This is a genomic window from Bradyrhizobium sp. UFLA06-06 (assembly GCF_054820065.1).
The window spans coordinates 22864-49446 of the sequence record NZ_JADFUD010000019.1 but is presented as its reverse complement, the minus strand read 5'-3'; the positions used below and the strand labels follow the sequence as shown (position 1 = coordinate 49446).

Sequence of the window (26583 nt, the reverse complement as noted above, 5' to 3'; positions counted from 1 at the left end):
CTCGAGATTCCGGGTTTGCCTCTTCGAGGCGACCCGGAACGACCCGTTCAACAACAGGACGCTCAAATGAACGCCCCCACGAAGCCCGGCTTCACCGACTACATCGTCAAGGACATTGCGCTCGCCGATTTCGGCCGCAAGGAGATCTCGCTGGCCGAGACCGAGATGCCCGGCCTGATGGCCACCCGCGAGGAGTATGGCCCCAAGCAGCCGCTGAAGGGCGCGCGCATCGCGGGCTCGCTGCACATGACGATCCAGACCGCGGTGCTGATCGAGACGCTGGCCGCGCTCGGCGCCGACATCCGCTGGGTCTCCTGCAACATCTACTCGACCCAGGATCACGCCGCCGCCGCGATCGCCGCCGCCGGCATTCCGGTGTTCGCCGTCAAGGGCGAGACGCTGACCGAGTACTGGGACTACACCGCGAAGCTGTTCGACTGGCACGGCGGCGGCACGCCGAACATGATCCTCGATGACGGCGGCGACGCCACCATGCTGGTGCATGCCGGCTACCGCGCCGAGCAGGGCGACACCGCCTTCCTCGACAAGCCGGGCTCCGAGGAAGAGGAGATCTTCTACGCGCTGGTCAAGCGCCTCCTGAAGGAGAAGCCGAAGGGCTGGTTCGCCGAGATCGCCAAGAACATCAAGGGCGTCTCGGAAGAGACCACCACGGGCGTGCATCGCCTCTACGAGATGGCCAACAAGGGCACGCTCCTGTTCCCGGCGATCAACGTCAACGACAGCGTCACCAAGTCGAAGTTCGACAACCTCTATGGCTGCCGCGAATCGCTGGTCGACGGTATCCGCCGTGGCACCGACGTGATGCTGTCGGGCAAGGTCGCGATGGTCGCCGGCTTCGGCGACGTCGGCAAGGGCTCGGCCGCCTCGCTGCGCCAGGCCGGCTGCCGCGTCATGGTCTCCGAGGTCGATCCGATCTGCGCGCTGCAGGCGGCGATGGAAGGCTATGAGGTCGTGACCATGGAAGACGCGGCGCCGCGCGCCGACATCTTCGTCACCGCCACTGGCAACAAGGACATCATCACCATCGAGCACATGCGCGCGATGAAGGATCGCGCCATCGTCTGCAACATCGGTCACTTCGACAACGAGATCCAGATCGCTTCGCTGCGCAATCTGAAGTGGACCAACATCAAGCCGCAGGTCGACGAGATCGAATTCCCCGACAAGCACCGCATCATCATGCTGTCGGAAGGCCGGCTGGTGAACCTCGGCAATGCGATGGGCCATCCGTCCTTCGTGATGTCGGCCTCCTTCACCAACCAGACGCTGGCGCAGATCGAGCTGTTCGCCAACAACAAGGACAGCAAGTACGCCAAGAAGGTCTACGTGCTGCCGAAGACGCTGGACGAGAAGGTCGCCCGCCTGCACCTCGCCAAGATCGGCGTCAAGCTGACCGAGCTGCGCAAGGACCAGGCCGACTATATCGGCGTCAAGCAGGAAGGTCCGTACAAGTCGGATCACTACCGCTACTGATCCGCGGTCATCGCGAGCGATGAAGTGAAGAGCCCCGGCAAGGTCCGGGGCTTTTTGCTGGGCTGACTTGCAGGCGCCTCTCCATTCGTCAGGGCGACACCGATTGTGCGGCGCGGCCTGCATCTACAAGCCGTCGTCCCGGCGAAGGCCGGGACCCATACGCCGCGGCGGATGTTGTCGGCGGGACTCGTCATTCCAGCATCGCACAACAATGAACTTCGGTGGTTATGGGTCCCGGCCTTCGCCGGGACGACGATGAGGATGGTTCTGGGTTCATGATGTCAGCCAAGCTCTCGGTGTAATCACCCGCGCATGCGCATGAGAGAGCGGCTGAACACTCTGATCACTTCACCGCAATATCGACACCCCGCGCCGTGCCGTGCCCCAGCTGCCGCGAGATATCGCCCGCGTAGCCCCGCAACGCGACGGCGATCGCACTGTCCCAGCTGGCGTCGAAGGTGCCTTCCGGCCCTATCGCGGTGATGACGAGCGCAACGTGGCCGGCGTGATCGAACACCGGCGCGGCGAAGGCGTTGACGCCGGGCAGCGGATCGCCGATCGCCCGTGCCAGCCCGCGGCTGCGGACCTCGGCGAGGATCTCGGCTGTCTTCGCGTCCGCCGGCGGACGTTTCGGATTGTAGCCGACGCCGAGGCGATCGAGGCCGCTCTCGAGCGCGGTCCTGATCGCGTTCGGCGGCATGAAGGCGGCGAAGGCGCGGCCGGTCGCGGTCTCGAGCAGCGCCACCACCGATCCGACGCGCATCGCGATATGCACCGGATGGCTCGGCTCCTCGAGCCGTACCACGGTCGCGCCGTGGGTGCCCCAGACCGACAGCGACACCGCGTGATTGATGCTGTCGGCGAGCGCTGCGATCCGCGGCGTTGCGATCCGCACCGCGGACTGCCGGCGCAGGCTGATCAGGCCGAGCTCGAGCGCCAGCGCCCCGATCTCGTAGCGGCCGGTGGTCTCGTCCTGCTCGATCAGGCCGATGCGGGAAAAGCTGACGAGATAGGGATGCGCCTTGGCCGGCGGCATGCCGGCTTCGCGCGCGAGATCGCGCAGCATCATCGGTTCGCCGCTGCGGGCCAGCGCGCGGAGCAATTCTCCGCCGACCTCGATCGACTGTATGCCGCGGCTCTCTCTCGTCATGTGGCCCTGTTGGCGTTCCGGATTCGCAATTAGCAGGAAACCTTGCCGTCCGCGAGACACGAGGCAGCAGGATCAATCTGGCGCGTCATATCCGCCTCTATCACCGTCACCCTGAGGAGCGCGCATCTCGCGTGCGTCTCGAAGGGTCGACGGCCCCACTGGTGGCCGTGCATCCTTCGAGGCTCGCTCCGCTCGCGCCTCAGGATGACGGGTTTGACCTGCCCCTCTGCTCCGCCGCCTCACCCGCAATGTGCTTGCCTGCGATGTAGCCGAAGGTCAGCGCGGGCCCGAGCGTGATGCCGGCGCCGGGATAGTTGCCGCCCATGATGCTCGCCATGTCGTTGCCGGCGGCATAGAGGCCGGCGATCGGCTGGCCGTCGGCGTCGAGCGCGCGGGCATTGGCGTCGGTCCTTATGCCGGCATAGGTGCCGAGATCGCCGACCACCATCTTGATGGCGTAGAACGGCCCGTGCTGGATTGGCGCGATGCAGGGGTTGGGCCCGTGCAGCGCATCGCCCTGGTAGCGGTTATAGGCGCGCGAGCCCTTGCCGAAGGCGGGATCGCGGCCCTCCGCCGCGGTGCTGTTGAACTCCGCGACGGTCGCCTCGAGCGCCTTGGCGTCGATGCCGGCCTGCGCGGCGAGCTCCGTCAGCGTCGCGCCGCGCTTGAGATAGCCGGTCTTCAGATGATGGCCGAGCGGCATCGGGCGCGGCGGCACGCAGCCGAGGCCGTATTTGCGCAGCGTCTCGTGATCGCAGATCAGATGCGCCGCGATCTCCTCGCCGGGCTTCGCCGCCTTGATCATCGCCTGCACGAAGTCGTGGTAGGAATTGCCTTCATTGGCAAAGCGCCTGCCGTCGGCCATCACCGCGATCACGCCCGGCTTGGCGCGATCGATGAAATGCGGCATCACGCCCTTCGAGCCGTTCTTGCGCGTCGTGACCGAGACCGGCACCCAGGCCGCGGCATTCGGCAGCGAGTCGTCGACGCGGCCGCCGGCGGCTTCCGCAAGGCGCAAGCCGTCGCCGGTGTTGCCGACAGGGCCCGGCGAGTAATGCTCCTTTCCAGTCGGCGCATGCGGAAACATCTTCTGCCGTCGCGCGACGTCGTGCGGAAAACCGCCGCAGGCGAGCACCACGCCACGCTTCGCGTTGACGCGGATCGTGCGCCCTTCGCGCACGACGATTGCGCCGCGCACCACACCGTTCTCGACGATCAATTCGCGCACCGGCGAGTTGAGCCAGAGCGGGATCTTGAGGTCGAAAGCGGATTTCGCCAGCCGGCCGGCAAGCGCGTTGCCGTTGGTCAGCGTCATGCCGCGGCCGTTGCGCATCACGTCGATGGCGTGTTTCGACAGCCGTTTGGCGACATAGGCCGCCGAGGTCAGCGATCTCGTCGCGCGCATGAAATGCACGATCTCCTTGCCGGAGCCGAGCATCATGCCGAACACGGTGAGCTCGGGCAGGGGGCTGCCGAGATCCTTGAGGGCGTCGCCGAGCTCGTGGGCGTCGAACGGCCGCGTCACCATCGACCGGCCGCCCTGCGCGCCGCCGGGCGCTTCCGCATGATAGTCCGGGAAGGTCAGCGGCATGTCGAAGCGCACCGCGGTGCTGGTGGTGAAGAAGTCGACCGCTTTCGGCCCTTCGGTCAGGAACGCATCGACGCGCGCTGCGTCAAAGCTGTTGCCGGCCTCGTGGCGCAGATAGGTTTTGGCCTGATCGGGGCTCTCCTCGATGCCCCAGGCCTTGGCCAGCGAGGTGCCGGGAATCCACAGCCAGCCGCCGGAGCGCGCAGTGGTGCCGCCGAACCGCGGCTCCTTCTCGACCACCAGGACCTTGAGGCCGTGATGGCCGGCGGTGACCGCCGCGGACAGCCCGGCGCAGCCGGAGCCGACGACCAGCGCGTCGCAATCATAAACTTCTTCGTTGGCCACGCGATCGATCCTATTTCTTGAGCAGCGGGCACTTCGACTCGGAGACCGGACGATAGGCGTCCTCGCCCTTCACCGTCTTGACGATGTCGAGATAATCCCACGGCTCCTTGGATTCCGAAGGCTTCTTCACCTTCGCCAGATACATGTCGCGGATCACGCGGCCGTCCTCGCGCAGCTTGCCGCCATGCACGAAGGTGTCCTCGATCGGCAGCTCGCGCATCTTGGCCATCACCGCCTTCGGATCGTCGGTGCCGGCGGCCTGGATCGCCTTGAGATAATGCAGCACCGAGCCGTAGACGCCGGTCTGGATCATGGTCGGCATCACATTGGCACGGGCGTAGAACTTCTTCGACCAGGCGCGCGTCTTCTCGTCCATGTTCCAGTACGATGCCGTCGTCATGTAGGTGCCCTGCGCGGCGTTGAGCCCGATCGCATGCACGTCGGTGTCGAACATCAAAAGGCCGACCAGCTTCTGGCCGCCCTGCACGAGGCCGAACTCGCCGGACTGCTTGATCGAATTGTCGGTGTCCTGGCCGGCATTGGCGAACGCCACCACGTCGGCCTTCGAGCTCTGCGCCTGCAGCGCAAAGGAGGAGAAGTCGGCAGTGTTGGTCGGATGCTTGACGCCGCCGAGCACCTTGCCGCCCATCTCGTTGATGAAGCGCGTCGCATCCTTCTCGAGCTGCTGCCCGAAGGCGTAATCCGCGGTGACGAAGAACCAGGACTTGCCGCCTTCCTTGATCACGGCCGAGGCCGTCACCTTGGACAGTGCGTAGGTGTCGTAGGCGAAATGCACCGTATTGGGGCTGCACAATTCGTCGGTCAGCGAGCTCGCGCCGGGGCCGGACAGGAGCGCGATCTTGTTGCGCTCGCGCACCATGTTGTGCACGGCGATCGCGATGCCGGAATTCGGGATGTCGACGACCGCGTCGACCTTGCCGTTGTCGAACCAGCCGCGCGCGATCTGCACGCCGACATCGGTCTTCATCTGGTGGTCGGCGGAGATGATCTCGATCGGCTTGCCGAGCACGGTGGGGCCGAATTCCTCCACCGCCATCCTGGCTGCCTCGACCGAGCCTGGGCCCGAATTGTCGCGTCCCCAGCTCGACAGGTCGGTCAGCACCCCGATGCGCACGACGTCATCGGAAACCTGGGCGTGAGCGGCCGTGGTCATCGCCGCGACAATGGCTGCCGCCAGAAACTGTCTCATCATTCCTCCCTCTGGGTGTCCGCGCTTTTCGGCGGGTCATCTCAGGATTAGGAATTGTCTAATCAGTTTGTCAATGGCGAATTAAGTGTGTGAATAGTGTCACAAAGTTGGCGCCGGCGCGGCACGGCGCTTCACATTTGGTGAGCGAACGCTTACGTGGCTCATCCGGGACGACACCGCGGCAAGGCTTCCGGCTCAGTTGCCAGACCGCGCCGCAGTGCCAAGTCACTATGAAACAGGGGAATTTTCGCGGACGGCGACGCGTTTCGCCGCCCGGACCGGGCCACCCGTGAAGGGCAAGGCTCCTGCGGGGCGGGGCACGAAGGGCGTCGGCGGGCAGCGATCATAGACGGATCATGTTGAGACAGCTCTTCGCGCCGCAGCTCGTCATTCTTTACGTGCTGGTGGTCTCTACGCTCTACGTTCACTTCCGCGGCAAGCAGCGGTTGCGCTTCGCCCGCCAGCTCGGCGATCACTCGACCTACCTCGCGCCCTACAATGTGCTGATGTATGCCGGCTCCGCCGTGCCCAACACGCCGGTGATCCCGGTGGAGCAGTTTCCCGAGCTCAAGAAGCTCTCCGACAATTGGGAGACGATCCGCGACGAGGCCACGCGCCTGTTCGACGAGGGCTTCATCCGCGCCGCGGCCAAGAACAACGACTGGGGCTTCTATTCCTTCTTCAAGAGCGGCTGGAAGCGCTTCTATCTGAAATGGTACGACGACTTCCTGCCCTCGGCACGGACGCTGTGCCCGAAGACGGTGGAGCTGCTCAACTCGATCCCGAACGTGCATGGCGCGATGTTCGCGATGCTGCCGCCGGGCGGCAAGCTTGGGGCGCACCGCGATCCCTTCGCCGGCTCGCTGCGCTATCACCTTGGCCTCGTGACGCCGAACTCGAAACAGTGCCGCATCCTCGTCGACGGCGTCGAATGCGTCTGGCGCGACGGCGAGGCCTTCATGTTCGACGAGACCTTCATCCACAGCGCCGAGAACAAGACCGACGTCAACCGCATCATCCTGTTCTGCGACGTCGAGCGCCCGATGAAGTACGGCTTCATGACGGCGATGAACCGCTGGGTCAGCCACAACATCGTCAAGGCGTCGGCCACCCAGAACGTCGACGGCGAGCATGTCGGCGCGCTGAACAAGGTGTTCGGCAAGCTCTACGAGATCCATCTCGCCAGCCGCAAGGTCAAGGAGTGGAATCGGAACGTGTATTACACGCTCAAATATTCCGCGACCGTGCTGATCCTCGGCCTGATCGTAATGTCGGCGCTGCATTGATCGCGGCGTTGCCGCGCTGAAAAGCAGAGCCCTGGAGCAATCCGGGCTTTTGCCTTTTTTGGGCGTGTAGTGATGCGTGACGTCCGCTCGCAGGAGCAACAGCGATATGTGCGCCGGACTTGAGTGTGTTGCGCTTTTGACGCAAACGAGATCTCAAGCGAGAGCCGCCGTGGCAGTGGCGCGGATATTGCCTTTCTGTTCGGGGTGCGCTGGCACAGTCTTAAATCGTCCGTAAGGTGGCTTGGAGTCTCATGCAAGGCCAAACACAGGGAAATCTGAAGTACCCGGAATCGACGCTGCTCAAGTCGTCTGATGGTTTGGGCTGGTCCACAATATCTGCCGACCTTCGAACACACCGCAGCTGGCAGGGGCAGCCTACTGCCCTTGCGTCGCACGTCGAAGTGACCGTTGCAGTCCGTGGTTCGGACGAAGCCGTTGCGATCTGCAAGGTGGCTGGAAAATGGCACCCGGTGCCGTTGCAGACAGGGACAATCTGGCTCAATCCGGTCGGAGCCAAGGCCGACGAAATCCGTATCTCCGCGAGCGAGGTGCGCGCCCTGCACTTATATGTGCCCACTTCGGCATTTGCGCGGCTAAGTCATGATTACAATCTGCCCCTACTGCCTGGCAATTCGGTCCGCTACTCATCCGGTGTGCAGGATGAAGTGATCAGGCAGATCGGGCTGTCGATGCTGTCGGAGATGGAATGCCCGACCGCGGCGGGGCGCATGCTGGCGGAAACCTCGTCATTCTTCCTCGCTGCGCGGCTCATGCAAGCGCACGCCGAGTCCATGATCGCCGGCGGCGTGTCGGTCTCCGCTCAACGTTTGGAAAATGGCAGGCTGAAGCGCGTGCTCGCCTACGTCGAAGAGCATATCGATGACGACGTTACGGTAACTGAACTCGCCGACGTCGCTTGTCTCAGCGTCTTTCATTTTACTCGGGCGTTCGCTGCGGCAATGGGGGTGCCTCCGCATCGTTACGTCAGCCAGCGCCGCCTCGAGGCGGCGAAGGCGTTGCTAGCGACGAACAGGTCGTCTCTGAGCGAAATCGCACTAAAGTCCCGGTTCTCCTCGCAATCGAGTTTTACGCGTGCCTTCAAAAGGGCGACCGGCGTCACGCCGGCGGAGTACCGGCAAAAAGCACGATAGCGGCGCTGCGCAGCAAGATCGGTCAAAACAACAGCAGGCACGGGACAGACGCAGGGGAAGCTGCTTCCTAATGTTGGCTGAGGCCTGCTCTCGTCCGGATGGGGTGACCAGGCTCCACAGACGAACAGACGGAGCTCTCCCTTGAGCCGAATTGCGAAACTCGCAGCCTTGATTATCGGAGCAAATCTCGTGACCCACGTTGCCGCAGCGGCGCCCGACGCCGCGATCGACCCGCGGATTGATCCTCAGATTCGATCCTTCCTCGCCAAGATCAACAAGGACGGAAGTCCCTTCTGGGAACTGCCGCAGCCGAAGCCGCAGGAGATTCTATCCGGTCTCCAATCGCAAACCGTCGTCGATATGTCCGGCGTCACGACGACCGAACGGACGATCAGTCAGGACGGCCGCACGGTGAAGCTGTTCATCATGAAGCCAGAGCACGTCGGAGAAAAGCCGGGCGTGCTGCTTTTCATCCATGGCGGGGTCTGGATCGTCGGTAACTTCCAGAACCACCAGCGCCTCTTGCGTGACCTTGTCGTCGGTTCGGGCCAGATTGGTGTGTTCGTCGAGTACACGCCGCTTCCGTCGGCGAAGTTTCCGACACAGCTGGAGGAATGCTATGCCGCGCTGAAATGGGTTGCCGCGCATGCAGGTGAGTTTGGCGCGGATGGCAGCCGCATTGCGGTGGCCGGCAATTCCGTCGGCGGCAACATGACCGCCGCGCTTACTCTGATGGCGAAGGACCGCAACGGACCCAAGGTCGGTTACCAGATACTCTTTGTTCCGGCGACCGACGCGAGCGTCGATACCGAGTCGTACCGCGAATATGGAACCGGACGCTTCCTGGCGCGCGCCTTCATGAAATATGGCTGGGACCTCTATGCACCGGACGCTCGGACCCGAGACAATCCCTATGTCTCGCCGCTCCGCGCCAGCATCGATCACCTCAAGGGGCTGCCACCCGCGCTCGTGATCACCGCTGAGAACGATCCTCTGCGCGACGAGGGTGAAGCCTACGCGCGCAAGCTAAAGCAGGCAGGCGTCAGCGTCGATGCGGTTCGTTACAACGGGACTATCCACGACTTCATGCTGCTGAACGCCCTGCGCCATGAGCCCTCCACCGAGGCGGCGATCGAGCAAGCCAATGTGGGCGTGCGCCAGCGCCTTCAGCCCTTGGCGAACTAGCGGGTCCGATCACGACGCGGCGGCTAAGGCCGCCGCGTCCAAGACCCCCCGGAGCGAGCTCCGAGGCTTGTTTTCCGGGACGCATACTGAGAAATGCGCGATGTCCGAAGTCCAGGACTTATGGCGGGGATGCGCTCATAACTTGAGCAGATCAACCATTGCTACTAACCGGACAGGTGAGGTTGTGCAGAGCACTGCAGCACGGTCCGAAGTGCGGGCGTGAGGAGCGAAACGGCCAGGATCAGTCGCGTTCGAAGACCTTGGCGCCGGGGTAGACGCGCCGGGCGTACGCGACGACCCACTCCCGGTCCTGCGTCTCCACGAATGGAGTTCGGATCTTGCACGACCCGACGATGAGGTGCCACAGGCCATTAAGCTTCTGAATGTTGACGATCATTTGAGTGTTCCTCGAACAACCCGCATGCGTGACGGTCTTGCTATTCACGAATCGGAGCAGTGATCCTGATCACAGATTCGGGAGCACAACTCGCGCCCTCTGTAGAACGAGGATCGCTACTGTTAGTCGCGCCTCCGAGGAGTGAAGTTCGGAGCTATTTGTGCGTCCGCTGGAGTAGCCCCGAGCATAAAATGGCCTCTCCATCGCTCAATTGTACGAGCGTCAGCACAGGTCATGACAAGGAATAGAGAAGTTATACCAACGTATGTCTGTCCGCAGGCGTAGCGGGAGTGGGTTGCCGGAACCTGGACGACCGTTCATCGCCTCTTAGCCAACATTCCGCTTGGCGCAGCACGACGCCCTTCACTCTCGATCCGTTACACTGAAGTGATACAGTCGTATCCGGCATTTCGCATTGAGGGGACTTGTCATGTCGGAGACGTCAGGAGCATTCGCGACCACTGCGCTGAGCGGCTACGAGCTGCTGGCCGATCCGCAGCTGAACAAGGGCACGGCGTTCTCCGAGGCCGAGCGCGAGGCGTTCGATCTGCACGGCCTGCTGCCGCCCAATATTTTGACGCTGGACGAACAGGTCTCGCGCCGCCTCGAGGCGCTCCGCGGCTTTGAGACCGACATCGAGCGCTATGCCTTTCTGCGCGAGCTGCAGGACACCAACGAGACGCTGTTCTACGCGCTCCTGGTCGGCAACCTGGAAGAGCTGTTGCCGATCGTCTACACGCCGACCGTCGGCGAGGGCTGCCAAAAATTCAGTCGACTGTTCCGCAAGCCGCGCGGGCTGTTCCTCAGCATCCCGCATCAGCACCGGATCGACCGCATTTTCGCCCATCCGCGCTTCGATCACGTCGAGGCGATCGTGGTGACCGATGGCGAGCGCATCCTCGGCCTCGGCGACCAGGGCGCCGGCGGCATGGGCATCCCGATCGGCAAGCTCGCGCTCTACACCGGCTGCGGCGGCCTGCATCCGGCAACGACGCTGCCGATCATGCTCGACGTCGGCACCGACAATCCCGATTGCCTCGCCGATCCGCTCTATATCGGCTGGCGCAACGAGCGCGTCCGCGGCCAGGCTTATGACGACTTCATCGAGGCGTTCGTCGCGGCGGTCGTGAAGCGCTGGCCGCGCGTTCTGCTGCAATGGGAGGATTTCGCCAAGAACAACGCGACGCGCATGCTCGAGCGCTATCGCGACCGGCTCTTGACCTTCAACGACGACATTCAGGGCACCGCGGCGGTGGCGACCGGCGCCTTGCTCTCCGCCATCAACGTCACCGGCGTGCCGCTCACCGAGCAGCGCGTCGCCGTGCTCGGCGCGGGCTCGGCCGGATGCGGCATCGCCAGCCTGATCCGCGCCGCGATGGTCGATGCCGGCCTGCCGGAGAGCGAGGCGGCGAAGCGCTTCTTCATGGTCGACCGCGACGGGCTGCTGCTCGAGGGCATGAGCGGGCTCGCCCCGTTCCAGCTGCCGTTCGTGCAGAACAGGCAGGCGATCGCGGGCTGGCAGCTCAGCCACCCCGACAAGATCGCGCTGCTCGATGTCGTGCGCAACGCCAGGCCAACGGTGCTGATCGGCGTCTCCGGCCAAGCCGGCGCATTCTCCGAACCGATCGTCCGCGCGATGGCCGAATGCAACAAGCGGCCGGTGATCTTCCCGCTGTCCAACCCGACCTCGCGCGAGGAAGCGACACCGGTCGATATCGAGGCGTGGACCGAGGCGCGGGCGCTGATCGGCGTCGGCAGCCCGTTCCCGCCGATCATGCGCGACGGCGCGCGCTTCAAGGTCGACCAGACCAACAACTCCTACATCTTCCCGGGTGTCGGCGTCGGCGCGCTCGCGGTCGGTGCCAGCCGGGTCAGCGACGGCATGTTCATGGCCGCCGCCAAGGCGCTGGCCAGCGTCTCGCCGGCGCGCGACAACCCGAAGCACAATCTGCTGCCGCCGGTCAGCGCCTTGCGCGACGTCTCGCAGACCGTGGCGCTTGCGGTCGCGCTGCAGGCCCACAAGGAGGGATTGGCGAGGGATGTTCCGATCGACCAGGTCGAGGCGCGGATTCACGCCAAGGTCTGGACGCCGCGCTACGCGCCGTACCGCCGCAGCGATCGGGCTTAGAGCTCGGCGCGTCGGCGCGGCGCGATCCTCCGCGCCGCGCGCGGCCCCGCATCGGTCTGGCTACCTCCTGATTCTGGCAGGGGCGCGAACTCGACCTCGCTCGCGCCTTCTCAATGGGCTTGACCGAAGTAAGAATTTTCTTCAATCTTGGTATGCCAAATGCCAGTGGCGGTCCTTCGGGGATTTGGACGTCGCGGTGTCCGCAGCCCGCGATCGCACAACATCGACACAACGAGAAAACGGGGAGGGAAGTCGAATGGCCAATCTTGGCATGTCGCGCAGGGAGTTGCTGGTCGGGTCCATGCTCACGGCGGTCGCCGCGGCGGCGCCGCGAGCGCTCTGGGCCCTCGACAATACGGGCGCGCTGGCGCGATCGAAGACAGGCATGGTGACGAGCCCGCACGAGCTCGCCACGCAAGCGGGGCTCGAGGTGCTGCGCAAGGGCGGCAATGCGATCGAGGCGGTCATCGCCATCGGTGCCACGCTGTGCGTGACCTATCCGCATTTCAGCGGTCTCGGCGGCGACAGCTTCATGGTGATCAGTGACCGCAAGGGGAATGTGCGGACGCTGTCCGGCGCGGGTCAGGCCGCGCTCAACCTGCCGAACTACAGCGGCTCGGTCCCGATCCGGGGGCCGGGGTCGGCGCTGACCGCGGCCACGACCGTCGACGTCTGGGACCAGGCGTTCGATTTCAGCCGCAAATCGTGGGCCGGAAAGCAGAGCTGGGCGTCGCTGTTCGCGCGCCCGATCGAATACGCCAGCAAGGGTTTCCCGGTCACGCCGTCGCAGCGCTTCTGGCAGGACATGGAAGTGAAGAACCTGAAGGACTGGCCCGACATCCAGCGCATCTTCATGCCCGCCGGCCGGATGCCTGAAATCGGCGAGCCGCTGGTTCAGGCCGAACTCGCGAAATCGCTGGAGATGCTGGCGGCAAATGGCGGGCGTGATTTCTACGAAGGAAAGCTCGCCGCGCGCATTGCGGCCGGACTGAAGCAGATCGGCTCGCCGCTGACCGCCGACGATCTGGCGCGCTGCCGCGCGCGCGACGAGACGCCGTTGCGCGTCGGCTACCGCGGCGGCGAGCTGCTCGGGCTGCGTCCGCCGACGCAAGGTCTCACGACGCTCGAGATCATGGGCATCCTCGACCGCTTCGAGCTCGCGAAATATCCGGAAGGGAGCGCGGACTACTATCACCTGCTGGTCGAAGCGGTGAAGCAGGCCTTCATCGACCGCAGCCGCTACATCGGCGATCCGGAATTCGTCGACGTTCCGGTCAATCAGCTGCTCTCGGCGAGCTACCTCGACGCGCGCGCGAAGGCGATCAGCCTCGAGAAGGCGATGCCGTGGCCGCACGTGTTCAAGAAGGGCGACACGGTTTATCTCGCCGCGACCGACCGCGACGGCAATTGCGTCAGCATGCTGCAAACCGTCTACTACGATTGGGGAAGCGGCATGGTGGCCGGCGACACCGGCATCATCTGGCACAACCGCGGTGCGTCGTTCAATCTCGACCCGGCCAGCCCCAACTGCCTCAAGCCGGGCAAGCGGCCGTTCCACACGCTCAATCCCGGAATCTATCTCAAGAGCGGACGGCCGCATCTGCTGTACGGCACGCAGGGAGCCGACGGCCAGCCGCAGACGCTCGCGGCGGTGCTGACCAGGCTGATCGACTACAACATGGATCCGCTCACCGCGTTGTCGCGACCGCGCTTCCTGCTCGGCAAGACGTTCTCCGATGCGCGCGACAGCCTGAAGCTGGAGAAGGATGCCGGTGAAGAGGTCTTCAAGGCGCTCGCCGGGCGAGGCCACGAAATCAGTCCGATACCGGCCCAGAGCCCGCTCGCGGGACATCCGGGTGCGATCCGGATCGACGCCGACGGAAGCATCACCGGGGCGCATGATCCGCGCAGCGACGGGCGGGCCCTCGGCCTGTCATGAGACGAAGCGCGGCAGATTGACGGAGCCGCCCGGCGGCTGCCGGGCGCATCCGGCAGCCATGTGCGAAGCATGGTCCGCCACTCGGTGGGCGAGCCGTGGCGGACGACGCGTTCGGCGCGTTGCGACCTGTCGCTCGCCATGGCCGACTGAAGGCCGACTAAAGTTCAAGCCTCGACGGTCCGTTCCGGTGGAACTTTCCCGGGCGCGTTATCGTTCGTACTCAAACGAACCACCGTCAATATCCGTCCGGGGGCCTGCGAGGGAGACACCCCCATGGCAACATTTGGCCCAACGCTTCGTCCAACCCCCGGCCTCGACGCTAACCAGCTCACGCCGTCCGAGCATCAGGTCCAGCTGCGCCGCGCGGTGATCGCCTCCACCGTCGGGACCGCGATCGAGTGGTATGACTTCTTCCTCTACAGCACCGTCACCGGCCTGGTTTTCGCGAAACTGTTCTTTCCGCATTCCGATCCCTGGGTCGGCACGCTCGAGGCCTTCGCCATCTATGCGGTCGGCTTCGTCGCGCGGCCGATCGGGGCAGCGATCTTCGGGCACTATGGCGACCGCATCGGCCGCAAGTCGACGCTGATCGCGACGCTGCTGTTGATGGGACTGGCGACCGCTGCGGTCGCATTGGTGCCGACCTATTCCAGCATTGGCATCTGGGGCGCGGTGATCCTGACCGTGCTGCGCTTCATCCAGGGCGTCGGCGTCGGCGGCGAATGGGGCGGCTCGGTGCTGATGTCGATGGAATGGGCGCGCAACGATCGCTCCCGCGGCCTGATCGCGTCATGGCCGCAATTCGGCGTGCCCTGCGGGCTGTTCCTCGCCAATCTTGCCGTGCTGGCCTTCAGCCAGATGTCGGGCGACCAGTTCCTGGCGTGGGGCTGGCGCGTTCCGTTCGCGCTCAGCATCGTCCTGGTCGGCGTCGGCCTCTACATCCGACTCGGCATTCTGGAAACGCCTGTCTTCACCAGGCTGCTGGCCGAGCGTCAGCTCGACCGCACGCCGATGCTGACGGTGATCCGCGATCATCCGAAGGAGATCCTGCTGTCCGCCTTCGCGCGGATGTCCGAGCAGGCGCCGTTCTACATCTTCACCGCCTTCGTGTTCTCCTACGGCGTCGGAACGCTGCACGTGTCGCGCGACTTCCTGCTGACCGCGGTGCTCGCGGCCTCGGTGCTGTCGTTCGTCTCGATCCCGCTGTGCGGGCACATCTCCGATCAGATCGGCCGCAAGAACATGTACATGATCGGCGCTGCCGTGACCGGCGTGTTCGGCTTCATCTATTTCGCGATGCTTAACACCGGATCGGAAACGATCATCTTCCTCGCGATCTTCCTGTCGCTGATTCCGCACGACATGCAGTACGGCCCGCAGGCGGCCCTGATCGCAGAGAGCTTTACTGGTCGCCTGCGCTACAGCGGCGCCTCGCTCGGCTATCAGCTTGCTTCCGTGATCGCCGGCGGTCCGGCACCGCTGATCGCGACCTGGCTGTTCGGCACGTTCCATTCGGCGACCGCGATCGCGGCCTATATCGCGGCTTGCGCAATCATCACGCTGGTCGCGACCGCGATGATGACCGACTACACGGGCAGGGACATCAATGCGCCCGAGGCGCATCAGCAGCGGGTTTGAGCAGCAAGGGAGCAATCGATGATGATGTGGCGAAAAGAATCCGCGCTCGATCTCTATAACCTCGTCGCAGCGATCTTCCTGCTGGCTGCGCCGTGGCTGTTCGTGCAGGCCAATCCGACGGCGGCGATCGATCTCAGGATCAGCGGTGCGGCGATCGCGATCATGTCGCTGGCGGCGATCGTTGCGTTCTCGATCTGGGAAGAATGGATCAACCTGGTCGTCGGATGCTGGCTGATCGTCTCGCCCTGGCTGCTCGGCTTCGCGCATACCCGCGCGATGCATTTTGCCATCGCCGCCGGCGCGGTGGTGGCGTTCATGGCACTGCTCGAGCTGTGGCTCGAGTACGAGAAGACGCATTTCGGCCCGGCCACGTCGCAGATCGCCGAACGGCAGTAAGATCCGCCGCCGGCGAGACCGAGGTGTGGCTCTTTGTCTTTGAGCATGGTCCTCGGAAGACCGCTTCGCAACTTTTCCGGATCATGCTCTAGCAGCCGCGGCAAATGCCCTTGATCTTGCGGTCGACAAGCGCGTCCTCCTGATCGATGACTTGCTGCGATGTCGTTGTCGTCGCCGGAATATCGGCGGCGCGCGGCTGGCGATGGCCGACCGGCGCCGACCACGGCCTGCTCGCGGTTTCGTTTGACGCATAGGCGCGGGGCTGCTGGACCGCCGCCTGTGCGAAGCAAGCGGTCGCCATTGCCGCGGACATAATCGCAGCCCAGCCAAGTCGTACGCCGGGTCGTCGAAGATCGATCATGAAAATCTCCATGCCGTCATCGCCGCGTTTGCGCGCGGCCTTGATGACATGGAGTGCTCCGGTCGCTCCGGTATTCCCCGCTCCATCTGATGTGATCGGGCGCTCGCGGTGCGGTGATCGCGCGTGATGAAATAATTTCCGGGCGCGTGCGGTCCTGATCACAGGAGCCGAGCTAGGTCGGCTTCATCCACCGTACGGAGAAATCCCATGACCAAATTGACCCTTGCAGCGCTTGCGCTGGTTGCGGCGGCCGCCTGTTCGGCGCAGGCGTTCGCCGCCGGCAACAACGCTACGGTGCGGCGCGCCAATGCTGCGATGACGACAACGACGGTCAGCAGCAAGACCACCGATTGCGTGCGCGCGCCAAAGGTCGGATCGTTCGCGACCGCCCCCTTCGCCGAGCCGCCCTGCATGCCCGGCACTATGCGCTGACCGCGCACAGCAAAAAGCCCCGGACCTGAAGTCCGGGGCTTTGGGCCTGGCCTCGTCTCCTGAGGCGGTTATTCCGGCTTGCCGATCGTCACCGCGAGCTTGCCGACGCCGTCGACACCGCATTCGAGCTTATCGCCCACCTGCAGCTGCGAGACGCCGGCGGGCGTGCCGGTCATGATGATGTCGCCGGCGGCGAGCTTCACCTGCTGCGAGAGCTGCCAGATGATTTCAGGCACGTTCCAGATCAGCTCGGTGAGGTCGCCCTTCTGGGCTTCCTTGCCGTTGACGGTGAGCCAGATCTTGCCCGCGGTCGGGTGGCCGATCTTCGCGGCCGGCTGGATTGCGGAGCAGGGCGCGGAATAGTCGAACGATTTGCCGATCTCCCAGGGCCGCTCCTTCTTGCGCGAGGCGATCTGCAGGTCGCGGCGCGTCAGGTCGATGCCGACGGCATAGCCGTAGACATGCTCGAGCGCCTTGTCGGCGGGAATGTTCAGCCCGCCGCTCTTCATCGCCACCACCAGCTCGATCTCGTGATGCAGGTCCTTGGTCAGCGGCGGATAGGGGATGGTCGCGCCGTCGGGCACCAGCATGTCGGCATGCTTGCCGAAGAAGAACGGCGGCGCGCGCTCGTCATTGCCCATCTCCCTGATATGCTCGAGATAGTTGCGGCCAACGCACCAGATGCGGCGGACCGGATAGGTGCCGGATTCGCCGACGACGGGAAGCGAGGGCTGCGGGGGCAGCGGAATGACGGTGGATGCGGCGTTCATGAACAGGTCCCGGAGGGTTGAAGGAGGGAGCGCGGGCGGTATTTACGCGCTTACGCCGCTCAGGGCTAGTGGCCGCGGCTGCATCCGGCGCAGAGGTGAGGCCAGCTTTCCGCCGAGCGCGGCCGCCTTTGGTCGACAATGGCGGTGGTGCCTATGAGGAAATGGCTTTCGATCGGCCTGGTGCTGGTCGCCGTGGTCCTGATCGCCGCCGCCGTTCGCTTTTTCACGGTCGTCCCGGAGCGGATCGATCGGGCGCAGAACAGGGTCCAGCGCGTGGCGCTGGATATCACGCCCGCCGCAACGGCCTTGCAGGCGACGCTCGACGTGGCGGACATGCATGCGGACAGCCTGCTGTGGAAGCGTGACCTGATCGCGCGATCCGATCGCGGCCATATCGATCTGCCGCGCCTGATCGAGGGACACTACGCGCTGCAGGTGTTCTCATCGGTCACCAAGTCGCCCAAGGGCCAGAACTATGATGCCAACGGCGCCGACACCGACACCATCACGAACCTCGCCATCATCGATCTGCAGCCGCCACGGACGTGGTTCTCGTTGCTGCAGCGCTCGCTGTGGCATGCCGAGAAATTGCACAGCTTCGCCGAGCAGTCCGCCGGGCGGCTGCGCCTGATTACGACGCCGGCCGACCTCGATCGCCTGCTCGCCGACCGCAAGAGCGGCGCGACGGTGGTTGGCGGCATGCTGTCGATCGAGGGTTTGCAGGACATCGAGGGCAATATCGCCAATCTCGACGTGCTCTACGCCGCCGGATTCAGAATGGCCGGTCTCGCGCATTTCTTCGACAACGACGTCGCGGGCTCGATGCATGGCGTCGTGAAGAGCGGCCTGACGCCGCTCGGCCGGCAGGTGGTGCAGCGGATGGAGGCGATGGGCATGATCGTCGACCTCGCGCATGCGAGCCACGCGGCGGTCGCCGAGGTGCTGGCGATGGCGACGCGCCCCGTGGTCTCGAGCCACGGCGGCGTTCAGGCGACCTGCAAGGTCAACCGCAACCTCACCGATGACGAAGTCCGGGGTGTCGCGCGGACCGGCGGCGTGGTCGGTATCGGTTTCTGGCAAGGCGCGGTCTGCTCGCTCGATCCGAACAATGTGGCGCGGGCGATTGCCCATGTCCGCGACCTGGTCGGGATCGACCATGTCGGCCTCGGCTCGGATTTCGACGGCTCGACCACGACGGGCTTCGATGCCGGCGAGATCGTCGCCGTGACCCAGGCGCTGATGTCGCGCGGGTTCTCGGAGGACGACATCCGCAAGGTCATGGGCGGCAACGTGCTGCGCGTGCTCCGCGCAGGCATTGCCCCGAAGGGATGAGAGGCGGGCCCTAGCCGGTGGCGCTGATCGGCGCCAGCGCCAGCGGCGACGGGTCGTGGTGGTGCTGCAGGCGGAAGAACGAGGCGTAGCGGCCGCCGCGGCGCAGCAACTCCTCGTGCCGTCCGCGCTCGACGATCTCGCCGCCCTCGACCACCAGGATCGCATCGGCATGCATGATGGTGTGCAGGCGGTGCGCGATCACGATCGTGGTGCGGCCCTGGCAGAGATGCTCGATCGCTTCCTGCACCTGCTTCTCGGACTCCGAGTCGAGCGCGGCGGTTGCCTCGTCGAGCAGGATGATCGGCGCGTTCTTGATCAGCGCGCGGGCGACCGCGATGCGCTGGCGCTGCCCGCCGGACAGCTGGGTGCCGTGCTCGCCGACCGGCGTGTCATAGCCGAGCGGGAAGCTCATGATGAAGTCGTGCGCGCAGGCGGCCTTGGCGGCGTCGACGATCTCTTGCTCGGTGGCGCCCTGCTTGCCGAAGGCGATGTTGGCACGAATGGTATCGCGGAACAGATAGACGTCCTGCCCGACATAGGCGGTCTGCTGCCGCAGCGACTTGCGCGACACCGACGAGATCGACTGTCCGTCGATCACGATGTCGCCCTCGCGCGTCTCGTAGAAGCGCAGCAGCAAGGCCAGCACGGTCGATTTGCCGCCGCCGGAGGGGCCGACCAGCGCGGTCACCTTGCCGGGCTCGGCGACGAAGCTCATGCGGTTCAGCACCGGCTCGCCCGGCCGATAGGCGAAGCTGACGTCGCGCAGCTCGATCCGCGCGTCGGAGAGTTTCAGCGCCGGCTTGTCGTCATCGGTCTGTTCGCTCGCCGGGCTATCGACCACCTCGAGCAGCATCCGCGCGCCGACCAGCTGGCTGTTGAGGTCGATGTTGAGCCGCGCCAGCCGCTTGGCCGGCTCGGTCGCCATCAGGAAGGCGGTCAGGAACGTGAAGAACTGGCCCGGAGTGGAGCCGAGCGCCACCACGCTGTAGCCGCCATACATCAGGCAGCCGGCGACCGCGAAGCCGCCGAGCATCTCCATCAGCGGATTGGAACGGTTGGCGACGCGCGCCATCTTGTTGGCATTGCTCTCGACGGTTGCGATGTGCTCGTCGATCCGCTGCTGCATGGTGCCTTCCAGCGTGAACGCCTTCACGGTGCGGATGCCCTGCAGCGATTCCTGCATCGTCTCCATGATGTCGGCGGTGCCGGTGAACTGGTTGTAGGCGAGCCCCTTGATCCGCTTCACCAGCCTGCGCAGCATCAGCATCGCCGGCGGCACCGCCACGAGCCCGATGAACGACATCAGCGGATCCTGCCAGACCATGACGGCGACCATGCTGATGAGCATCAGGAAGTCGCGGCCGATCGCATTGACCAGCATGTTGAGTACGTCGGTGATCGACTTGGCGCCGGCGGTCAGCCTCGCCAGGAATTCCGACGAGTGCCGCTGCGAGAAGAAGCCGATGCTCTCGCTCATCAGCTTGGCGAATAGCTGCCGCTGGTTGCGGGCGAGGATGGCGTTGGAGATCTTGTTCAGGATCACCATGTGGCCGTAGGTCGCCACGCCCTTGATGAACAGCAGCACCACTGTGATCCCGGCGAACATCGCGATACCGGGGATGTTCTTGTCGACATAGGCCTGGTTGATCACCTGGCCGAGCACGTAGGTGGCGCCGGCCGTCGAGCCGGCCGCAACGGCCATCAGGGCGAACGCCGTCAGATAGCGCCGCCAATAGGTAATCCCTTGTTCCATGACCAGGCGGCGAATCAGGATCGCCGCGCCATAGGGATCGTCGGTGATTTTCTTTGGAAACTGGGCCATCCGCGTTCCATTGACGGCGGGCAGCGCCGGCCGTCAGGGTTGCGGACCTCCTTGCCCGCTTGGCGGGGCTTTTTCAAGCACAATAACTGCTTGATAACGGTTTGTTTTTTAGGCCGATTCCGCCTGTGGCGCGGAGCCCGCGCGCTCCCGGAACAGCTTCTCCTCCCAGGCCAGTGCGTGGCTCGCGATGGTCTCGAGATCGTCGAAGCGCGGCGTCCAGTCGAGCAGCGAGCGGATCCTTGTCGTGTCGGCCACCATGGTCATGATGTCGCCGGGCCGGCGCGCGGCGTAGGCGACCGCGAAGTTGCGCATCGAGACCCGGCGCACCGCCTCGATGGTTTCGAGCACGGAATAGCCGCGGCCATAACCGCAATTCAGCGTCACCGATTGCCCGCCGGCGCGCAGATAGGACAGCGCCGCGCGATGCGCCTCGACGAGGTCGCTGACATGGATGAAGTCCCTGATGCAGCTGCCGTCCTGGGTCGGATAGTCGGTGCCGAACACGTCGATCTTGGCGCGCTGGCCGGTTGCGGCCTCGACCGCGATCTTGAGCAGATGGGTGGCGCCGATGGTGGCCAGGCCGACGCGGCCCTTCGGGTCGGCGCCGGCGACGTTGAAGTAGCGCAGCACGACGTAGCTCATGCCGTGAGCGGATGCGACGTCGTGCAGCATGATCTCGGTCATCAGCTTCGACGAGCCGTAGGGCGACAGCGGACGGGTCGGTGCGATCTCCGGCACCGGCACCTGGTCCGGGTTGCCGTAGACGGCCGCGGTCGAGGAGAAGATGAAGCGGCTGACGCCGCCCTTCACGGCCGCGTTGAGCAGGCTGCGCGTCGTCATGGTGTTGTTGCGGTAGTAGCCCAGCGGATCGCGCATCGAGTCCGGCACCACGACGGAGCCCGCGAAATGGATGATGCTGTCGATGCCGTGCTGGGCGATCACGCCTTCGACGAGGTTCTCGTCGCCGGCGTCGCCAATGAACAGCGGCACGCCTTCGGGCAGGAACGCGGAGAAGCCGGTGGAAAGGTTGTCGATCACGACGACGCTCTCGCCGGCATCGACCAGCGCATGAACCATGTGACTTCCGATATAGCCGGCGCCGCCGGTCACGAGCACGGTCATGGATAGAGCTCTCCCGATATTCTTTAACTGGTGATGCTAGCGGGAGTGCGGTGAAGAGGGGGTTTCGCCGCGGCCGAACTGGCCACTATGCTTAATGTTGCGTATAGGAACTGGCACGAAACGGAGACTTGCGTGCCGATCGAGAACACACCTGCCGGCGAGCTCGAGCTCATCGTGCCCAATCTGCACCGACGCTATTCGGGTGTCACCGCAACCAACCGCATGGTCGCGCCGAAACTTGCAAAGATGCTTCGCGCAGGTTGGCTCGGCTCGCATCGGCCCGACGGCATCGACGCGATCGGATTTGCCGATCTCCTGCACCTGTGGCGGCGCGCGCGGCCCGTGATCTGGCATGCGCGGCGCAACGACGAGATGATTGCCGGGCTCGTGCTGCGCGCGCTCGGCTGGCCGCTGAAACTGATCTTCACCTCGGCGGCGCAGCGCCATCACACCTGGCTGACGCGCTGGCTGATCCGCAACATGGATGCGATCATCGCGACCAGCCCGCTGTCGGCCTCCTATCTGAAGCGTGACGCGACGGTGGTGATGCACGGCGTCGACACCGATCGTTATGCGCCGCCCGCCGATCGCGCGGCAGCCTTCGCCGAGAGCCGACTGCCGGGGCGCTATGGGATCGGCTGCTTCGGGCGGGTACGCGCGCAGAAGGGCAGCGACGTCTTCGTCGAGGCGATGTGCAGGCTGCTGCCGCGCTATCCCGATTTCACCGCCGTCATCGTCGGCGCCGTGGTGCCGGAGCAACTGGCCTTTGCCAACGAGCTGAAGCGGAAGATCGAGGCCGCCGGCCTGCAATCGCGCATCATCATCACGGGCGAACTGCCGATCGAGGATGTCGTGCGCTGGTACCAGCGGCTGACGATCTACGCCTTCACCTCGCGCAATGAAGGTTTCGGCCTGACCCTGATCGAGGCGATGTCGGCGGGCGCGGCGCTGGTGGCGGCGCGCGCGGGCGCAGCCGAGTTCGTGGTCGAGGACGGCGTCACCGGCGTGCTGACGCCACCCGGCGACGTCGACGCGCTGGTGGCCGCGCTGGAGCCGTTGATGCGCGATCCGGCAGCGGCCGCGGCGATGGGGGCGCGGGCGCGCCAACGAGTTGTGGATAAGTTCAGCCTCGATGCGGAAGCGGGCGCGATCGCCAAGGTCTATCGCGCGCTGACCTGAGCCAGCACGCGCTGCGCAATCTCCACGACCTCTTCGGCTGCGATGTCGCGCATGCAGCGATGGTCGTTCATGGTGCAGACCGTGCGCTGGCACGGCTGGCACGACAACTTGCTCCTGGTCTGCAGCACCGTCGCGGCGAGGCCGTTGAGGGGCGCCCAGAGATAAGGATCGGTCGGGCCGAAGATGCCCATGGTCGGCGTGCCGATTGCGGCGGCGATGTGCATCAGCCCGGAGTCGTTGGTCACAGCGACGCCGGCCGCGGCCATCGCAAGGATGCCGTTGCGCAGATCGGTGCCGGTGAGGTCGCGGACCCGCGCGCCGCCGACCGCCGAAATCTCCTGCGCCAGCGCCTTCTCGCCGGGGCCGCCGACCACCCAGACGTCGAAGCCGCGTTCGGCGAACAGCCGAGCGGCTTGCGGATAATAGGTCCAGCGTTTCGAGGCGCCGACCGAGCCGGGTCCGAGTGCGATGGCGGGACCGCGGCCGAGGCCGTTGGCCTGCCGCCAGCGTTCGATGTCGTCCGCGGGAACCCGGAGCTGCGGCACCGGCCATTCCGGCGGACGGACGGTGCCGTCAGGCAGCGCCAGGATGGCGTTCTTGTCAATGAAGCGCGGCTGCCGCTTTTCGCCCCATCGCATCGCGTTGATCAGGCCGAACCGCGCCTCGCCAAAGAAGCCGACCCGTTCCGGGATGCCCGCCAGCGCCGGCGCGAGAGCAGCCTTCCAGGTCCGCGGCAGCACCAGCGCGGTGGCGTAGTTCCGGCTGCGAAGCTCGGCCGCGAGGGCCCGTTGCTGGGCCAGCGCCAGCCGGCTGCGCGGCAAGTCGGACACGATCCCGGCGCGAACATCGGGCATATAATCGACCAAAGGGGCGCAAAGCCTGGATGTCAGAAGGTCGATCGGCCGGTTCGGCCAGCGCTTGCGGAGCACCCTGACCACGGTGTGGCCACGCACGAAATCGCCGATCCAAACATAGGGCACCACGAGGATAGGTCTGGTATCCTCGGCATCCTGTGTTTCGATATCAGGTATTGAATCAATATTCATTTCTAAATAGGCCAAGGCCGATCGGGCGCGGCCAAGTCGGTAACCGGTTCGCGATGAGAGGTAAAGCCGTCGTTGCCTGCGACGCGGGAGTGGGGCAAAGCTGACGGCTGCAAAGGAATCTGGCGGGATTTCATCATGTTTCTGGTAACCGGGGGCGCCGGTTTTATCGGATCGAACGTCGTGGCCGCGTTGAACGACGCCGGGCACAGCGACGTCGCGGTCTGTGACGTGCTTGGACAGGACGGCAAGTGGCGGAACCTGGCCAAGCGCCAGCTTGCCGATGTCGTTCCGCCGGCCGAACTCGGCGACTGGCTGAAAGGGCGGCGGCTCACCGCCGTGATCCATCTCGGCGCCATCTCCGAGACCACGGCAACCGACGGCGATCTGGTGATCGAGACCAATTTCCGCCTCTCGATGCGGCTGCTCGACTGGTGCACGGCGAATGCCACGCCGTTCATCTATGCCTCCTCGGCCGCGACCTATGGCGACGGCGAACGGGGGTTCGACGACGACGCGTCGGTCGAGGCGCTGAAGCGCCTGCGGCCGATGAACCTGTACGGCTGGAGCAAGAACCTGTTCGATCTTGCGGTCGCCGAGCGGGTGGCGAAGGGCGAGCGTCTGCCGCCGCAATGGGCCGGGCTGAAATTCTTCAACGTGTTCGGCCCCAATGAATATCACAAGGGCCCGATGATGAGCGTGCTGGCGCGCCGCTTCGACGACATCAAGGCGGGCCGTGTCGTGCAGCTGTTCAAGTCGCATCGCGAGGGCATCGCCGACGGCGATCAGCGCCGCGACTTCATCTATGTCGACGACGTCGTGCGGGTGATGATGTGGCTGATCGCGACGCCGCGGGTCTCCGGGCTGTTCAATGTCGGTACCGGCAAGGCGCGCAGCTTCAGGGACCTGATCGTCTCGGCCTATGGCGCGCTCGGGCTCGAGCCGAACATCCAGTATGTCGACATGCCCGAGCAGATTCGCGGCAGCTACCAGTACTTCACCCAGAGCGCCGTCGATCGTCTCGGGCGCGCCGGATACAATGGCGGTTTCACCCGCCTGGAAGACGCAGTCGGGGCCTATGTGACGGGCTTTCTCGATCGCGCGGATCGCTATCGCTAGTGCGGATGACGGTGACTGATGTTCGATTTTGAAGCGATCTCGCGTGCAATGTCCGGCCAGACCGTGCTCTGCGTCGGCGACCTCATGCTCGACGAGTTCGTCTATGGCGAGGTGTCGCGAATCTCGCCGGAGGCGCCGGCGCCGGTGATCGCGGTCAGGCGCAGCGAGACCAATATCGGCGGCGCCGGCAACGTCGCGCGCAACATCGCCGCGCTTGGCGGGCGCTGCATCTTCGTCGGCCTGATCGGCGAGGATGCCGCCGGCGCGGTGCTGGCCGAGGCGCTGGCGAAGGAGGCCGCTATCGAGGCCGTGCTGGTGCGCGACGCCGCGCGTCCGACCACGCGCAAGGTGCGCTTCGTCTCCGAGCAATTCTCGACCCACATGCTGCGCTCCGACTGGGAGCTCGCCGCGCCGGCCGCGTCGGCCATCGAGCAGCAGCTGATCGATGCGATCCTGCCGCGTCTTGCGCGGGCCGACATCGTGCTGCTGTCGGACTACGCCAAGGGCGTGCTCACCGCGCGCGTGATCCGCAATGTGATCGACGCGGCGCGCCAGGCGCAAAAGCGCGTCATCGTCGACCCCAAGAGCGCCAATCTCGCGATCTATCGCGGCGCGACCGTGCTGACGCCGAACCGCAAGGAATTCGCCGAAGCGACCCGCAGCCGCGCCGACAGCCACGACAGCATCGCGCAGGCCGCGCCCGATGCGATGTATCTCGCGGATTGCGAGGCGATGCTGGTGACGCAGGGCGAGCGCGGCATGACGCTGGTGACGCGCGGCGGCGAGTCGATCCACGTGCCGGCGCTGCCGGTCAAGGTGCGCGATGTCTCCGGCGCGGGCGATACCGTTGCCGCGGCGCTGGCGCTGGCGCTGGCGGGCGGCGCCGATTGGGAAGGCGCGCTGCGGATCGCGAGCGCGGCGGCGGCGGTTGCGGTCGGCAAGACCGGCACCGCGATCGTCAAATCCGCCGAATTGCGCCGAAGGATCCTGCCGCACGCTTCGTTGGCGGCCGAGGAGAAGATCGTCCCGGCCGGCGGCGACATCGATGCACATCTCGAGGAGTGGCGCCGGCAGGATCTGCGCATCGGCTTCACCAATGGCTGCTTCGACATTCTGCATCCCGGCCACGTCAAGGTGCTGACCGCCGCGCGCGGCGCCTGTGACCGCCTGGTCGTCGGGCTGAACAGCGACGCCTCGGTGAAGCGGCTGAAGGGCGAGGGACGTCCGGTGCAGGACGAGCGCGCCCGCGCCGAGGTGCTGGCGGCGCTGGAAGCCGTCGACCTCGTCGCGATCTTCGAGGAGGACACGCCGATCAATCTGATCACGCAGGTGCGACCGAGCGTGCTGGTCAAGGGCGGCGACTATACCCGCGAGCAGGTGGTCGGCCACGAGATCGTCGAAGCCGCCGGCGGCGAGGTGGTGCTGGTCGAGATTCTGGCCGGCCACAGCACGACGTCGCTTGTTGCGCGGGCCCGTGAGGGCAAGGCGTGAGCGCA

The 26583-nt window shown here is 65.3% G+C and carries 22 protein-coding genes; 13 read left to right on the top strand and 9 right to left on the bottom strand.

Annotated features, from left to right (window positions below; genetic code table 11):
- Nucleotides 1-66 precede the first annotated feature (66 nt).
- Nucleotides 67-1494: an adenosylhomocysteinase gene (ahcY, locus tag IF803_RS18095; protein ID WP_018272646.1), complete on the top strand. Its 1428-nt coding sequence runs from the start codon at nt 67-69 to the stop codon at nt 1492-1494.
- Nucleotides 1495-1837: 343 nt separating this feature from the next.
- Here ahcY and IF803_RS18090 read toward each other — a convergent pair whose 3' ends face one another.
- From IF803_RS18090 to IF803_RS18080, 3 genes are all read right to left on the bottom strand, one after another.
- Nucleotides 1838-2644 carry an IclR family transcriptional regulator gene (locus tag IF803_RS18090; RefSeq protein WP_461192992.1) on the bottom strand — a complete coding sequence of 269 codons (807 nt, stop codon included), beginning with the start codon at nt 2642-2644 and terminating at the stop codon, nt 1838-1840.
- Nucleotides 2645-2843: 199 nt separating this feature from the next.
- Nucleotides 2844-4577, bottom strand: coding sequence for an FAD-dependent oxidoreductase (locus IF803_RS18085; protein ID WP_461192991.1), 1734 nt, complete (start codon nt 4575-4577; stop codon nt 2844-2846).
- Nucleotides 4578-4587: 10 nt separating this feature from the next.
- Nucleotides 4588-5790 (bottom strand): ABC transporter substrate-binding protein, encoded by a 1203-nt coding sequence (locus IF803_RS18080; protein ID WP_439711107.1) that lies wholly within the window; start codon nt 5788-5790, stop codon nt 4588-4590.
- A gap of 353 nt (nt 5791-6143) precedes the next feature.
- Here IF803_RS18080 and IF803_RS18075 point away from each other — a divergent pair, with 353 nt between their 5' ends.
- The 3 genes from IF803_RS18075 to IF803_RS18065 all read left to right on the top strand — a co-directional run bounded on the left by IF803_RS18075 (nt 6144) and on the right by IF803_RS18065 (nt 9409).
- Entirely contained in the window at nt 6144-7073 is a 930-nt protein-coding gene (locus tag IF803_RS18075) for an aspartyl/asparaginyl beta-hydroxylase domain-containing protein (RefSeq protein WP_461192990.1), read from the top strand.
- A gap of 251 nt (nt 7074-7324) precedes the next feature.
- Nucleotides 7325-8224, top strand: coding sequence for a helix-turn-helix domain-containing protein (locus tag IF803_RS18070; RefSeq protein ID WP_461192989.1), 900 nt, complete (start codon nt 7325-7327; stop codon nt 8222-8224).
- Between the two features lie 141 nt (nt 8225-8365).
- On the top strand, nt 8366-9409 hold the full coding sequence (locus IF803_RS18065) for an alpha/beta hydrolase (RefSeq protein WP_461192988.1): 1044 nt from the start codon (nt 8366-8368) through the stop codon (nt 9407-9409).
- 241 nt (nt 9410-9650) lie between these two features.
- Here IF803_RS18065 and IF803_RS18060 read toward each other — a convergent pair whose 3' ends face one another.
- Nucleotides 9651-9806 carry a hypothetical protein gene (locus IF803_RS18060; protein WP_018272638.1) on the bottom strand — a complete coding sequence of 52 codons (156 nt, stop codon included), beginning with the start codon at nt 9804-9806 and terminating at the stop codon, nt 9651-9653.
- Between the two features lie 430 nt (nt 9807-10236).
- Here IF803_RS18060 and IF803_RS18055 point away from each other — a divergent pair, with 430 nt between their 5' ends.
- The 4 genes from IF803_RS18055 (at nt 10237) to IF803_RS18040 (ending at nt 15907) form a co-directional block, all read left to right on the top strand.
- Nucleotides 10237-11934, top strand: coding sequence for an NAD-dependent malic enzyme (locus IF803_RS18055; RefSeq protein ID WP_461192987.1), 1698 nt, complete (start codon nt 10237-10239; stop codon nt 11932-11934).
- 256 nt (nt 11935-12190) lie between these two features.
- Nucleotides 12191-13873 carry a gamma-glutamyltransferase gene (ggt, locus tag IF803_RS18050; protein WP_461192986.1) on the top strand — a complete coding sequence of 561 codons (1683 nt, stop codon included), beginning with the start codon at nt 12191-12193 and terminating at the stop codon, nt 13871-13873.
- Between the two features lie 273 nt (nt 13874-14146).
- Nucleotides 14147-15511: an MFS transporter gene (locus IF803_RS18045; protein ID WP_461192985.1), complete on the top strand. Its 1365-nt coding sequence runs from the start codon at nt 14147-14149 to the stop codon at nt 15509-15511.
- Between the two features lie 18 nt (nt 15512-15529).
- The gene (locus IF803_RS18040) at nt 15530-15907 is read left to right on the top strand and encodes an SPW repeat protein (RefSeq protein ID WP_461192984.1); all 378 of its coding nucleotides are present in this window, start codon (nt 15530-15532) and stop codon (nt 15905-15907) included.
- Between the two features lie 88 nt (nt 15908-15995).
- Here the strand turns inward: IF803_RS18040 and IF803_RS18035 are convergent, their stop codons facing one another.
- On the bottom strand, nt 15996-16268 hold the full coding sequence (locus IF803_RS18035) for a hypothetical protein (protein WP_461192983.1): 273 nt from the start codon (nt 16266-16268) through the stop codon (nt 15996-15998).
- 207 nt (nt 16269-16475) lie between these two features.
- On the opposite strand from IF803_RS18035, the gene IF803_RS18030 reads away from it, so the two are divergent.
- Nucleotides 16476-16700 (top strand): hypothetical protein, encoded by a 225-nt coding sequence (locus IF803_RS18030; protein WP_461192982.1) that lies wholly within the window; start codon nt 16476-16478, stop codon nt 16698-16700.
- A 68-nt stretch (nt 16701-16768) separates the two neighbouring features.
- Here the strand turns inward: IF803_RS18030 and IF803_RS18025 are convergent, their stop codons facing one another.
- Nucleotides 16769-17470: a fumarylacetoacetate hydrolase family protein gene (locus tag IF803_RS18025; RefSeq protein ID WP_461192981.1), complete on the bottom strand. Its 702-nt coding sequence runs from the start codon at nt 17468-17470 to the stop codon at nt 16769-16771.
- 153 nt (nt 17471-17623) lie between these two features.
- On the opposite strand from IF803_RS18025, the gene IF803_RS18020 reads away from it, so the two are divergent.
- Complete coding sequence (locus IF803_RS18020; RefSeq protein ID WP_461192980.1) at nt 17624-18802, top strand: dipeptidase; 1179 nt, start codon at nt 17624-17626, stop codon at nt 18800-18802.
- A gap of 10 nt (nt 18803-18812) precedes the next feature.
- On the opposite strand, the gene IF803_RS18015 is transcribed toward IF803_RS18020, so the two are convergent.
- Together IF803_RS18015 and galE are read right to left on the bottom strand one after the other, a co-directional pair.
- A complete protein-coding gene (locus tag IF803_RS18015; protein ID WP_461192979.1) occupies nt 18813-20624 on the bottom strand; it encodes an ABC transporter ATP-binding protein in 1812 nt (603 codons plus the stop codon).
- Between the two features lie 108 nt (nt 20625-20732).
- The gene (gene galE / locus IF803_RS18010; RefSeq protein WP_461192978.1) at nt 20733-21746 is read right to left on the bottom strand and encodes a UDP-glucose 4-epimerase GalE; all 1014 of its coding nucleotides are present in this window, start codon (nt 21744-21746) and stop codon (nt 20733-20735) included.
- Nucleotides 21747-21884: 138 nt separating this feature from the next.
- Here galE and IF803_RS18005 point away from each other — a divergent pair, with 138 nt between their 5' ends.
- Nucleotides 21885-22925, top strand: a complete 1041-nt coding sequence (locus IF803_RS18005) for a glycosyltransferase family 4 protein (RefSeq protein WP_461193029.1) — start codon at nt 21885-21887, stop codon at nt 22923-22925.
- Here IF803_RS18005 and waaF read toward each other — a convergent pair.
- Nucleotides 22907-23971, bottom strand: coding sequence for a lipopolysaccharide heptosyltransferase II (waaF, locus tag IF803_RS18000; RefSeq protein WP_461192977.1), 1065 nt, complete (start codon nt 23969-23971; stop codon nt 22907-22909). The two genes, IF803_RS18005 and waaF, sit on opposite strands and share 19 nt — an antisense overlap.
- A 135-nt stretch (nt 23972-24106) precedes the next feature.
- Here waaF and rfaD point away from each other — a divergent pair, with 135 nt between their 5' ends.
- Entirely contained in the window at nt 24107-25087 is a 981-nt protein-coding gene (gene rfaD, locus IF803_RS17995; RefSeq protein WP_304496191.1) for an ADP-glyceromanno-heptose 6-epimerase, read from the top strand.
- 18 nt (nt 25088-25105) lie between these two features.
- Nucleotides 25106-26578 carry a D-glycero-beta-D-manno-heptose-7-phosphate kinase gene (rfaE1, locus tag IF803_RS17990; RefSeq protein ID WP_304496190.1) on the top strand — a complete coding sequence of 491 codons (1473 nt, stop codon included), beginning with the start codon at nt 25106-25108 and terminating at the stop codon, nt 26576-26578.
- Nucleotides 26579-26583 lie beyond the last annotated feature (5 nt).